The organism is Candidatus Nanopelagicales bacterium (assembly GCA_041393815.1).
Classification (GTDB): domain Bacteria; phylum Actinomycetota; class Actinomycetes; order S36-B12; family JAWKJK01; genus JAWKJK01.
On the sequence record JAWKJK010000005.1, the window covers coordinates 244,328 to 256,841 of the forward strand.

Consider the following 12,514-nt stretch of genomic DNA (forward strand, 5'->3'; position numbering starts at 1 on the left):
CGTGGCGGCGCCGACGACGAAGGGGAGCCAGGCGTTCCCCGACTCCGACCCGGTCGGCGCCAGTCTGGGCACCGCCGACCACCGCCACGCCGTTGTCGCGCGGGACCTGGTGCGCGACCTGCTCGCGCCCGGCGCGTTCGTCGCCGACCGTGACGGCCTGCCCCGCGCCACCCTCGACGCGCTCGGCAACGCCGGGCTGATGGGCATGTCCGCGCCAGCCTCGTACGGCGGCACCGCGGACGGCACTCCCGCCAGCGTCGCCCGGGAGGTCGGCGAGCTGATCGCCGGCGGCTGCGGCACAACCTGGTTCTGCTGGGTGCAGCACCAGAACCCCACGCGAAACCTGGCCACCGCGGCCCCCAGCGACCTCGCGCCCCACGTGGACGAGCTGCGCGACGCGCTCCTGCCCGGGCTCGCCAGCGGCGACCTGGTCAGCGCCATCGCGTTCGCCCACGTACGCAGACCCGGACCTCCGCAGCTCACCGCCCGCCGCGACGGTCCCGGCTGGCGGCTGTCCGGCTCGCTGGACTGGGTCACGACGTGGGACATCGCCGACGTCGTCATGGTCGTGGCCGCGGCCGAGGAGCCGTACGACGACCGCTTCGTCCTCGGCTTCCTCGACACGGCGCCGCAGCCCGGGCTGGAGCCGGGGCCGGTGCTGGAGCTGCTCTCCATGGGCGGCACGCACACCCGACCGGTCCGGCTGGACGAGGTGTGGCTGTCCGACCACCGGGTCGTCGCGGTCGACGAGCGCGCGGACTACCTGGGCCGCGACCTGGCCAAGACGGTCAACGCGTCACCCCCGGCATTCGGCATCACCCGCGCGGCCGTGGCCGAGCTCGCCGCCACCGGAACGGCCCGCAGCGACAGCGTCATGCGAGACCTCGCCGACGCGCTGGCCGAAGAGTGCCGCGACGTGCGGTCCCGCGCGTACGACCTTGTGGACGGCATCGCCCCCGGCGGCAACGAGGCGCGCCTGGCGCTGCGGGCGCACTCCCTCGACCTGGCCGTACGCAGCACCCAGGCCCTGGTCACCGCGCAGGCGGGCGCGGCGATGGCCGCCAGCAGACCCACGGGGCGCTGGGCGCGGGAGGCGCTGTTCTACCTGGTGCAGGCGCAGACCGCCGCCACCCGGGAGGCCCAGTTGCTGAGGCTCGCACGAGCCAGCGGCATTGCCTGACTCCTAGGTCAGCGGGCGGGCCTTCACCGGCTTCGACACCGAGGTGCCGGCGGCGTTGGACGCCTTGGCCACGCACGAGTAGGTCCGCTTCGGTGACATCCGCTGCACGACCGCCGTCCCCTTCGTCACCGTGGCGGCACGGGTCGCGGCGCCCTTCGTCGAGCACTCCACCCGCAGCCAGGTGATGGTCGACCCGTTGGCCCACGGCCGCTCCACCTTGAACCACACCCGGCCGTCGGTCATCGGCACCCGGCGCTGGATCACCGGACGCTCCGGCGGGCCATAGGGGTTGGCCTGCACCGCTTTCGACGGCGCGGACGTCCCGGCCTCGGTCACGGCGAGCGCGGTAAGCCGGTAGGTCACGCCGGGCCGCACCCCGTACACGGTGCACAGCGGCTTCTCCGGCGTCGCCGTGCAGGCGGCGTCGGGCGCCACCGCCGACAGCGCCTTGGCGGTCACGGTGTAGGAGGTCACAGGGGACCCGCCGTCGTCCACGGGCTTGCCCACCCGAACGTGCAGGTGACCCTGACCGGAGGACACGTTCACGATCCGCGGCGGCGACGGGAGCCCGGTCAGGTCCAGGCCCGCGTTGCGCAGGAACGTCGTGTACTGCGACACCCGGGTGTAGACGCCGGGGGTGTCGCGGGCGCAGCCCTCGCCCCAGCTGACGATGCCGATCAGCCGCGTCTCGTCGCCGTCGGGCACCGTGAGCGGGCCGCCGGAGTCGCCCTGGCAGGTGTCGATGATCTGCTTCTTCGCGGTGACCCCGCCCGCGCACAGCATCGTCTCGGGGTCGGCTTCGGACTGGTCGAAGCCCTGGAACCGCACGCCGTTCAGTGTGTACGGCTTCCCGCCGCCGCACGTGGCGGGCGGGAACAGCACCAGGTCGGCGACGCGGAACACGTCGGGGTACGTGTTGACGCCCTCCCGCAGAGCGCCCCAGCCGGCGGACTCCACCGCGGTCCCGGTGACCTCGAGCCGGGAGGCGTCCTGGGCCATAACGGGCTTCGCCACCGGGACACCCTCGATCGGGGTGGCGAGGGTGAGCGTGGCGATGTCGCCGGAGCTGCGCATCGGCTCGTACGTCGGGTTGACGTTCACCGCCGTGACGTCGATGACGCGCGGGTTGGGTGCGGCCAGGTCGCGCACCGCAGCCACCAGGATCGCCGACGGGGGAGCGACGATGACGTCGTCGCCGGTGGGCTCGGTCAGGCAGTGCGCGGCGGTGACCACGATCGTCGGGGACACCAGCGTGCCGCCGCAGAACTGCGCCTGGAACAGCCCGCGCTCGGTGTAGGTCGCGCGGTCCGCGAGCGCCACCAGGAACGGGAACTCGCCCGCCTGCGGCGCGCGACCGTGCACGATCCGCTGCTGCACCGCACCGTCGCCGAACGTGCCGGTGCCGACGGGTACGGCCCCGGTCGGGACGACCGTGCCGACGACCAGCGCGGCGGCGCCCGCGAGCGCGCCGGTGGCCGCCAGCCGGGTCCTCATGGCGCTCACGGTAAGTCGCCGGCTGCGGCGATGACGAATCCGGGGGGCGTCGTCCGCGTCACGGCCGGGCGACGACGTACGCCGGCAGGGACGCCGTCGACCCCGCGGCGTTGGTCGCCCACGCGACACAGCGGTAGCGGGTGCCGGCGACCAGCCCGCTCACGGTGGCCACGCCGGAGCGGACCGGGGCCTTGCGGGTGGTGCGTCCGGGGGCGCTGCACTTGACGGTCAGCGAGGTGATCCGGGCGCCGTTGTCCGGCGGGGTGGTGACCTTCAGCCGGGCCTTGCCGCCCGCGAGCGCCTTGGCGGAGGTGATCCGCGGCTGGCCGGGGCGCCCGGCGGCGGTCGCGGTGACCGGGGCCGAGGGCACGGACGTGCCGACGGCCGAGGAGGCGGTCGCCGTCAGCGAGTACGCCTGCCCGTTGACCAGGCCGGTCAGGGTGCACGCACCCACGCCCGCCTCGCTGGCCGCGGCGGTGCAGACGGAGACGACGTCCGGGCCTGGGAGGCCGCCGACGATCGCGCGCGCGGACACGGAGAACGAGGTGACCGGGGGCGTGCCGGTGACGGTGACCCGCAGCCAGCCGTCGCCGGGAGTCGCGGCGGTGATCCGCGGTGCGACCGGCGGGTCGGCGTACGGAACCCCGACCGCGCGCAGGAAGTCCTCCATGGCCGAGACCCGGGTGTAGACGCCGGGCAGCGTGCCGGCGCACTCCTCGCCGAACGACACGACGCCGGCCAGCCGCAGGAACGACCCGGCGCGCACCACCAGCGGCCCCCCGGAGTCCCCGATGCAGGTGTCGACGACCAGCGGCGGCGCCGACGTGGTGACGCCGTCCGCGCAGACCATCGTCGCCGGGTCGGCGGGCGGCCCCCAGCCGGCGAATGTCACGCCGTCCAGGGCGTACGACGCGCCGCCGCCGCACGCGTCGTCGGGGAACACGGTCATGTCCGCGACCGAGAACGAGTCCGGCCAGACGGGGTTGGCGATGCTGGTGGTCGACCCCCAGCCCGCGGACCAGGTGGGCGCGCCCGCGACGACCGACGTCTGCGCCTGCGTCGTGGTGATCGGGCGGATCGTGGGCACCCCGGTGAGGGGGGTCGTGAGCCGCAGCACCGCGATGTCGTTGCTGTTGGTCTGGTCGTCGTACCCGGGGTGCACGACGATCGACGACACGCTCGCCACCTGGGCGTCGGGCGAACTCAGCGCCACCGTGGACGCGGCCACGATCGCGATCGGGTCGATGACGAAGACCTCGCCCTGGTCGTCGCGGAACTGCACGCAGTGGGCCGCGGTCACCACCAGGGACGAGGAGACCAGGGAGCCGCCGCAGTACTGCGCGTCGATCAGCCCGGTCTGCTCGTAGACCGAGCGCACCGCCAGCGCGATCAGGAAGCCGAACTCGCCCTCGGTGGGCGGCCGGCCGTTGACCACCTTCTGGTGGAGGGCGGCGACCCGGTCCTGCGGAGGTGCGGCGGCGGGGCCGGAGCCGTCGTCGGCCGCCGCCGGGGTGGTGCCCGCGAGGACTCCCCCGAGCAGCGCCGCGGCGGCCAGGGCGGCGAGGGTCCGGCGCGCGGTCTGCGTCATGGTCCGCACGGTAGGCCCCTGGGTGCAACAGATGTGAGCCGACCGGTCGTTTCCGGGACTGCAACCCGGGCACACGATCCGCTTAGCGGATCGTGTGCCCGGGTTTCGGCCGGGTAACGCCCGTTCGGCTCACAAACGCGGGGGGGCGGCCGAGGGGGCGGGAGACCGCGAGACTCGCGGCATGGCGATGGACCGGGACGTGTCGGAGCCGGGAGCGCGGGACCGGGCGGGGCGGGCCTGGTGGTGGGGGGTGCCCGCGCTGGTCCTACTTGCGGTGGTGCTGGCCGTCGTCGCGACCCGTGCCGCGATGCTGTGGGCCAACCACCCCGCCTACCCGCTGACCCTGCTGGCCGCGGCGGTTCTCGCGGGCGTGGTGGGCGGGCTGGGCTGGCGCCGCCGGACCCGCACCACGACCCCGGCGCGCATCGTCGGACGAGTGGCCGGCGCGCTGGCGCTCGTCGTCCTCGCCGCCGGCCTGTGGTGGCTGCGCTCGGCCCCGGCCGAGCCGGTGGCCCTCGACGCGGTGAGCGCGCCGGTGTCGTCCCCCGCCGGGAGCGCCGGCGCCGAGGGTGCGTACGACGTGGAGGTCACCCAGTCGCGGACCCGGATCGAGTTCCGGCCGGTGAGCCCGGACCAGCCGGAGTATCGGCCGTCGACCGGCTGGGTGTTCTGGCCGGGGGCGCTGGTCGACCCGCGGGCGTACTCGGCCCTGCTGCGCCGCGTCGCCGCGGACGGCGTGCTCGTGGTGGTCGTCAAGGAGCCGTACGACATCGGGTTCCTCGACCCCGACGCGGCGTCGTCGGTGCTCGCGGCGCATCCCGAGGTCCCCGACTGGTACGTCGGCGGGCACTCGCTGGGCGGGGTCGTGGCCGCGTCGTACGCCGCCAACCACCGGGACTCGGTCACCGGGCTGGTGCTGTGGGCCTCGTACCCGGCGGGTGACCTCAGCCAGGAGCTGGCCGGCGCGCGGGTGCTGTCGGTGAGCGCGAGCAGCGACGGGCTGACGACGGTGGCCGACGTCGAGGAGTCACGCGCGAACCTGGCGGCGGACACCGAGTTCGTCGTGGTCGAGGGCGCCGTGCACAGCTACTTCGGCGACTACCGGGAGCAGCGCGGCGACGGCACTCCGACGGTGCCGCGGGACGTGGCCCAGGCCGAGATCGTCGCCGTCACCGCGGCCTTCTTCACCGACGCGCAGATGTGAGCCGAACGGTCGTTTCCCGGCCCCGCCGGCCCCGGGAAACGACCGTTCGGCTCACATCTGTGCGGGCGCGGGCCAGGATCGGGGGGTATGAGCACCGCGCTGATCACCGGCCCCACCTCCGGCATCGGGCGGGCCTTCGCCCGGGCCCTGGCCTCCGACGGGCACGACCTGGTGCTGGTCGCCCGCGACCGGGCCCGGCTGGGGGAGCTGGCCGACGAGCTGCGGCACGCGTATCGGGTGGACGTGGAGAGCCTGCCGGCGGACCTGGCCGACCCCGGCCAGCGGGCGGCGGTCGAGCAGCGGGTCGCGGCCGACGGCCCCACGCCGGTGGAGATCCTGGTGAACAACGCGGGGTTCGGGCTGAAGAAGCCGTTCGCGGCCACCTCCCTCGAGGACGAGCAGCGGCTGCTGGACGTCCTGGTCACCGCGCCGATGCGGCTGACCCACCTGGCCCTGCCGGGGATGCTGGCCCGCGGCTCCGGGCTGGTGCTCAACGTGTCGAGCGTCGCCGCCTGGACCACGGGGGGCACGTACTCCGCGGCCAAGTCGTACGTCCTCGTCTTCAGCGAGGGGCTCAACCACGAGCTCGCCGGGACCGGGGTGCACGTGACCGCGGTGTGCCCGGGGTTCGTGCACACCGAGTTCCACCAGCGCGCCGAGATGAACATGTCCAGCGTGCCCGAGTGGCTGTGGCTGACCCCGGATCAGGTGGTGGAGCAGGCGCTGCGGGACGCCCGCAAGGGCCGGCCGGTGAGCGTGCCGGGCGGGCAGTACAAGGCGTTGTCGACGCTGGCCCGGTACGCCCCGCGGCCGCTGGTCCGGCGGGCCTCCGCGGCCCGGCCCAGCGGCCCCCGCCGCCAGGCCCGGACCGAGCACCCCTCCGGCTGAGAGTCCCTGCACCGTCACCCTTGGTATCCGACACGCCGCGCAACCCGGGCACACGATCCGCTAAGCGGATCGTGTGCCCACGCGGAGAGGGGTCAGCGGCGGGCGACGGCGACCACGGCGGCGGGGACGTCGGCGTCCTCCACCACCTCCCAGCCGCGCAGCCGGGCCTGCAGGGCCTCCGCACGCACCTCGTCCGAGGCGGACGTGGAGACCAGCGCCACCACCGGCGCGTCCGGCCAGTCCGGCGCGATCCCGTGCCGGGGCAGGGTGCCGTCCACCAGGACGTAGCCGCAGACCGAGCGGCGTGCCGCCCGCTGGGAGAAGCCCAGCGCCGGCAGCATCGGTCCGCCCGCGCCGTGCGCGACCAGCAGTACGGGCTCCGCCGGCCGGGCGGACCCCAGGGCCACCGCGAGCTCGGCCACCCAGTGGGCGGTCGCCACCGCGATCCCTCGCTCCGCCACCTCGTCCTCGAGGTCCGGAACGTCGGGGGCCAGCACCGCGATCCCCGCGGCAGCGAGCGCCGCGGCGACCGAGGCGCGGTCGTACGGCGGGGCGCCCGGCGCGGGCGGGCAGAGCACGACGCAGCCTGCGCCGCCCTGCACCGCTCCGGGGATCGTCATGCGCGCAGCCTTCCACGCCGTCGGACCGGCGCTGCGAGCGACGGCCCGGCCGCGCCGGGGAAGGTGACTCCCAGTGACGGGACGTCCGGCCCTCATGGGCCGGGCGGACCGGGCCGATACTCCGAACGTGACGCGCCGGACGGCGGGGGCGAGCGCGCCGACCGGGTCCGCGCGGCCACGGCCGGCGCTGCCGCTGCGCTGGGGCCTGGCCGCGATGGTGGCCGCCGTTCTGGTGTCGTTCGCCGCGGTGGCCCTGCTGACCATGAGCGCCGCCTCCTCGGTCGCCGAGGCCGAGACGCGACTGGCCCTGGTCACCCAGGCCCAGGAGGAGGTCTCGCGCGCCGCCGCCGGGCTGGAGCGGGCCCGAGCCGACCTCGCCGCTGCCCTCGCCACCGGGGTCGGCGGCAGCAGCGTCAGCGGTGACATCGCGGGCGAGATCGACGACGCGCACGCGGTGATCGAGGAGGCGGGCGCTCTCGACCTCCCCCGGGCCCTGGCCGCCGACGTCGCCACCCTGCACGAGGTCATGGACACCCTGAGCACCACCCTCGACGTGGGCCTCAGCCGCCTGGACGGCGGGGACCCGACCGCGGCCAAGGCCAGCCTGCTGGAGCTGCGCCGGGTCGGCTCGGACCTGCAGGCGTCGTGGGACTCGACCGCCGCCAGCCTGGCGAGTGCGGCCACCCAGGCCCAGGCGGACCTGGACTCGGCCCGGACGTCGGCCGCGGTGCGCGTGATGGCCGGTGCCGCCGGAGCCGCGCTGCTCGTCCTCGGCGTGGGGCTGCTCGTGGTGACCTCCGTACGCAAGCGGCTGCGCCTCATCGCTGCCGTCGCCACCCAGGTCGGCGAGGGGGACCTGGAGGCCCGCGCCTCGGTTCGCGCGCGCGACGAGATCGGCCGGATCGCCCAGGCGCTCAACGCCGCCGTCACGGTCCAGCGCGACCTGGTCGAGCAGCTGGAGACCGAGGCGGAGCGGGTGAAGTTCGCCGGCGCCGTCGCCGAGGCGTTCGAGATGGTCGACCGCGAGCCGGGGACGTACGACGTCGTCGGTCAGGCGTTCGCGCGGATCCTGCCCGGCCACCCGGCGGAGTTCCTGCTCGCCGACTCCTCCCGAGCCCACCTGCGCACCGCCACCGCGACGACGGACCCGCCGCCGCCGTCCTGCCCGGTCGAGGCGCCGTACGACTGCGTCGCGGTCCGCCGGGGGTCCGCGGCCGTGTTCCCCGACAGCCACGAGATCAACGCCTGCCCGAAGCTGCGTGAGCGTGACTGCGGACCGTGCTCGGCGGCGTGCGTGCCGGTGTCGTTCATGGGCCGCGCCCTGGGCGTCCTGCACGCCACCGGACCGGTGGGCGCCGACTGGGACGCCGAGAAGGTGGCCCTGCTCGCCCAGGTCGGCTCGCTGGCCGGGTCGCGGATCGGGACGATCCGCACCTTCGAGCGCACCCAGGTGCAGGCCTCCACCGACGGCCTGACCGGGCTGGCCAACCGCCGCGCCTTCGAGACCGAGGCCCGCCGGATCCTGCACGGCGGCCAGCCGATCACCCTGGCTCTGCTCGACCTCGACCACTTCAAGCTGCTCAACGACACGTACGGTCACGAGGCCGGCGACCGCGCCCTGCGGGCCTTCGCGCGCATCGTCGCCTCCGGCCTGCGGGACGGTGACCTGGCCGCGCGCGTCGGGGGCGAGGAGTTCACGATCGTGCTGCCGCACACCGACGTGAAGACCGCCGGCCACGTGCTGGACCGGATCCGCTCGCGTCTGGTGGAGACCGCGTCCGGCGACGCCCCTCCGGTGACCGTCAGCGCGGGGCTGGTGGTGCGCGAGGACGGCGACTCGCTGGACGACCTGCTGCGGTACGCCGACCGGGCGCTCTACCGGGCCAAGGAGAACGGCCGCAACCGGGTCGAGGTCGCCGGGCCCGAGGACCGGACCGCGGCCGCCCGGCCGGAGGAGGAGCGCTGGTCGCCGGTGGTGGAGGACCACGACGAGGACGCGATCCTGCCGACGCCGGTCCGCACCACCCCGCTGTACCGGGCCGCGATCGACGACCAGGACCGCTCGCCGGACGACCAGGCCTGAGGCCGGCCCGGCCGGGGGTCCGGACGGCGGCGCCCCTCCGTAGGCTCCGGCGCATGACCGATGCCCCGGCCGCCACCGTTCACGCCGATCACGCCGACCACGACCGCGAGGCCCTGCGCGCCCAGATCGTCGGCAAGGCCGTGGTCCACGGCCGCGTGGTCCTGTCCTCCGGACGCGAGGCGGACTACTACGTCGACCTGCGCCGGGTGACCCTGGACGCCGAGGCCGCGCCGCTGGTCGGCCGGGTGATGCTCGACCTCACCGCGGACCTGGCGTACGACGCCGTCGGCGGCCTCACCCTGGGCGCCGACCCGGTCGCCACGGCGATGCTGCACGCCGCCGCCGCCCGGGGGCGGCGGCTGGACGCCTTCGTCGTACGCAAGGAGGGCAAGGCGCACGGCCTGCAGCGGCGGATCGAGGGCCCGGACGTGGCCGGGCGCCGGGTGCTGGCCGTGGAGGACACCTCCACCACCGGCGGCTCGGTGCTGACGGCCGTGGAGGCGCTGCGCGAGGCGGGCGCGGAGGTGGTCGGGGTCGCGGTGATCGTCGAGCGCGGGGCCGCGCCGGCGGTCGCGGCAGCCGGCCTGCCGTACCTGGCTGCCTACTCGCTGACCGACCTCGGGCTGGCCTGAGCGTCGTCGCCGGGCTCGTCGGCCGGCGCGGGTGCGGACGCGGGCCCGCCCGCCGCTGCGAGCCGCGCCTTCTCGCGCTTGTGCCGCCAGTACTCGATGACGATCGGGATCACGCTCACCACCACCACGGCGATGAGGATGATCTCCACGTTGTCCTTCACCCAGGGGATGGTGCCCAGGTAGTAGCCGGCGAGGGTCACGCCGCCGGCCCACAGCACGCCGCCGATCGCGGAGTACGTCATGTACCGGCGGAAGTCCATCCGGGCGACGCCGGCGATCGCCGTGATGAACGTCCGCACGATCGGGACGAACCGGGCCAGCACGATCGCGCGGGCGCCGTACCGCTCGAAGAACTCGTGCGTCTTGTCGACATACTCCTGCTTGAACAGCCTGGAGTCCGGCCTGCGGAACAGTGCGGGGCCGACCTTGTAGCCGATCCAGTAGCCGGTGGCGTTGCCGAGGATCGCGGCCGCGATCAGCAGGACGACCGCGACCCAGATGTTGAGCGTGATGTAGCCCGACGCGATGAACAGGCCGGTCACGAAGAGCAGCGAGTCGCCCGGCAGGAAGAACCCGATGAGCAGGCCGCACTCGGCGAAGATGATGCCCAGCACGACCCAGAAGGCGATGTCGCCGAGGGTCGTCAGCAGCGTCTCGGGGTTCAGCCAGTCCGGGCCGAGCGCCACCACCGCGGCGAGGAGGTCCACCCGATGAGGCTATCCGGCCGTGCCCGACGACGCCGATTCGAGGCGGGGCGCCGGTGACCGGGCCGACCGGGGACGCCGAGGGGCCGTCGGCGGTCGTCGGCGTCGGCCCGTGGCAGGGGCAGTGGCCGGACGACCCGCGCTACGACCGCGAGCTGCTCGCCGACGGCGACCGGCGCAACGTCGCCGACCGCTACCGGTACTGGACCGTCGACGCGATCGTCGCGGACCTGGACACCCGCCGGCACCCCTTCCACGTGGCCGTGGAGAACTTCGCCCACGACCTCAACATCGGCTCCGTGGTGCGGACCGCGAACGCCTTCCTGGCCGCCGAAGTGCACATCGTCGGCCGGCGTCGGTGGAACCGGCGCGGGGCGATGGTGACCGACCGCTACCAGCACCTGCGCCACCACGACTCCGTGGCCGACCTGGCGGCATGGGCGTCCGGCGCCGGGCTGCCCGTGCTCGGCGTCGACAACCTGCCCGGTGCGGTGCCGCTGGAGACGTATGACCTCCCCGCGGCCTGCGTGCTGCTGCTGGGTCAGGAGGGCCCGGGGCTGTCCGAGGAGGCCCGGGAGGCGTGCGCGGACGTGCTGTCGATCGCGCAGTACGGGTCCACCCGGTCCATCAACGCCGGGGCGGCGGCGGCCATCGCCATGCACGCCTGGGTGCGGCGGCACCTCTTCGACCAGCCGGTCGGCTAGCGTCGTCCGACGTGACGGCGCCGGGCAGCGACTCCGCGCCGCGTTCCGGCGACGGCGGCGCGGCCGGGCTGGCGCGTGTTGGGGCCGCCGCACTGCCTCCCGCCACTCCGCCCGAGGGGCCGGACGGCCACCGCTGGCGGGCCGACCTGTCGCTGCTGCGCGACCGCGACTTCGCCCTGCTGTTCCTGGCCCGGGTGGTGTCGGTCTTCGGCGGCGCGCTCACCCCGATCGCGCTGGCGTTCGCGGTCCTCGACCTGCCCGGCGGTGACGCCTCGAGCCTGGGCCTCGTGCTGACGGCGCAGGCGGTCCCGCAGATCGTGTTCATGCTGTTCGGCGGCGTGCTGGCAGACCGGTTCCCCCGCGCCCGCGTGATGATGGCCGCCGAGCTGCTCGCCGGCGCCGTCACCCTCGCCGCGGCGCTGCTCCTGCTCACGGGCAACGCCACGGTCTCGGCGATCGCCGCGCTGGCCGCCCTCAACGGCGTCGCCGTCGCCTTCCTGTTCCCCGCACTCACCGGGATCGTCCCCGACATCGTCGAGCAGGGCCGGCTGCAGGCCGCCAACGCGCTGCTCCGGCTGGCGACCAACGTGGCGCGCATCCTCGGGACGGCCGCCGCGGGCGTCCTCATCACCACCCTCGGCGCCGGCTGGGCGGTCCTGGTGGATGCCCTCACCTTCTTCGCCGCCGCGGTCCTGCTGGTCGGCATCCGGTCCCGGCACGCGTCGCGCGAGGGGTCCTGGGCGCCGCTGCGCGAGCTGCGCGGCGGATGGCGGGAGTTCTCGTCCCGCCGCTGGGTCGTGGTGGTCGTCGTCGGCTTCGCGTTCGTCAACCTCGGCCTGGCCGCCGGGCTCGGCGTGCTCGGGCCGGTGCAGTCCAACGAGGTGCTCGGCGGCGCCGGGCCGTGGGCGGTGCTGCTCACCGCGGAGGCCGTGGGCACCGTGCTGGGCGTGTTCGTCGCGATGCGGCTGCGGCCGCGGCGGCCGATGTTCGTGGCGGTGGCCGCGGCCCCGCTGGTGGCTGTGCCGTTCGCCCTGCTGGCCATTCCCGCGCCGCTGTGGCTCATCGCGGTGACCGCGTTCGTCGCTGGTGTCGCGATCGACGTGTTCTCCGTGCTGTGGGACACCGCGCTCCAGCAGAACGTGCCCGAGGACTCGCTATCGCGGGTGTCCGCATACGACTGGCTCGGCTCCTCGCTGCTGCAGCCGGTGGGCCTGGCGATCGCGGGGCCGGTGGCGCTGGCGCTGGGCACCGGGTCCGCGCTGTGGCTGTGCGCCGCGGTGATCGCGGTCCCGCTGCTGCTGGCGATGCTCGACCCGCAGGTGCGACGGCTGCCCGCGTTCCACTACACCGACGCGGCGACGCCACGGGCCGCGTCCACCTGACCCGCTGACAGCGGCGGGGTCCCGTACGACGATCG

11 protein-coding genes are annotated in these 12,514 nt (G+C 75.0%); 7 read left to right on the plus strand and 4 right to left on the minus strand.

Annotated features, from left to right (window positions below; all coding sequences use genetic code 11):
• Window position 1 precedes the first annotated feature (1 nt).
• Entirely contained in the window at window positions 2-1,180 is a 1,179-nt protein-coding gene (locus tag R2737_15075; GenBank protein MEZ5117582.1) for an acyl-CoA dehydrogenase family protein, read from the plus strand.
• Window positions 1,181-1,183: 3 nt separating this feature from the next.
• Here the strand turns inward: R2737_15075 and R2737_15080 are convergent, their stop codons facing one another.
• The gene (locus R2737_15080; protein MEZ5117583.1) at window positions 1,184-2,674 is read right to left on the minus strand and encodes a trypsin-like serine protease; all 1,491 of its coding nucleotides are present in this window, start codon (window positions 2,672-2,674) and stop codon (window positions 1,184-1,186) included.
• A gap of 58 nt (window positions 2,675-2,732) precedes the next feature.
• Window positions 2,733-4,262 (minus strand): serine protease, encoded by a 1,530-nt coding sequence (locus R2737_15085; GenBank protein ID MEZ5117584.1) that lies wholly within the window; start codon window positions 4,260-4,262, stop codon window positions 2,733-2,735.
• A 181-nt stretch (window positions 4,263-4,443) separates the two neighbouring features.
• On the opposite strand from R2737_15085, the gene R2737_15090 reads away from it, so the two are divergent.
• Window positions 4,444-5,466 (plus strand): alpha/beta hydrolase, encoded by a 1,023-nt coding sequence (locus R2737_15090; GenBank protein MEZ5117585.1) that lies wholly within the window; start codon window positions 4,444-4,446, stop codon window positions 5,464-5,466.
• Window positions 5,467-5,553: 87 nt separating this feature from the next.
• The gene (locus R2737_15095) at window positions 5,554-6,354 is read left to right on the plus strand and encodes an SDR family oxidoreductase (protein MEZ5117586.1); all 801 of its coding nucleotides are present in this window, start codon (window positions 5,554-5,556) and stop codon (window positions 6,352-6,354) included.
• Between the two features lie 92 nt (window positions 6,355-6,446).
• Here R2737_15095 and R2737_15100 read toward each other — a convergent pair whose 3' ends face one another.
• Window positions 6,447-6,974: a hypothetical protein gene (locus R2737_15100; protein ID MEZ5117587.1), complete on the minus strand. Its 528-nt coding sequence runs from the start codon at window positions 6,972-6,974 to the stop codon at window positions 6,447-6,449.
• A gap of 127 nt (window positions 6,975-7,101) precedes the next feature.
• On the opposite strand from R2737_15100, the gene R2737_15105 reads away from it, so the two are divergent.
• Together R2737_15105 and pyrE are read left to right on the plus strand one after the other, a co-directional pair.
• A complete protein-coding gene (locus R2737_15105; GenBank protein ID MEZ5117588.1) occupies window positions 7,102-9,057 on the plus strand; it encodes a diguanylate cyclase in 1,956 nt (651 codons plus the stop codon).
• A gap of 53 nt (window positions 9,058-9,110) precedes the next feature.
• On the plus strand, window positions 9,111-9,689 hold the full coding sequence (pyrE, locus tag R2737_15110) for an orotate phosphoribosyltransferase (protein MEZ5117589.1): 579 nt from the start codon (window positions 9,111-9,113) through the stop codon (window positions 9,687-9,689).
• Here pyrE and R2737_15115 read toward each other — a convergent pair.
• A complete protein-coding gene (locus R2737_15115) occupies window positions 9,659-10,396 on the minus strand; it encodes a VTT domain-containing protein (protein MEZ5117590.1) in 738 nt (245 codons plus the stop codon). The genes pyrE and R2737_15115 overlap by 31 nt on opposite strands.
• 53 nt (window positions 10,397-10,449) lie before the next feature.
• Here R2737_15115 and R2737_15120 point away from each other — a divergent pair, with 53 nt between their 5' ends.
• Entirely contained in the window at window positions 10,450-11,097 is a 648-nt protein-coding gene (locus R2737_15120; GenBank protein MEZ5117591.1) for an RNA methyltransferase, read from the plus strand.
• An 11-nt stretch (window positions 11,098-11,108) separates the two neighbouring features.
• Window positions 11,109-12,479, plus strand: a complete 1,371-nt coding sequence (locus R2737_15125; GenBank protein MEZ5117592.1) for an MFS transporter — start codon at window positions 11,109-11,111, stop codon at window positions 12,477-12,479.
• The last annotated feature ends 35 nt before the right edge of the window (window positions 12,480-12,514 follow it).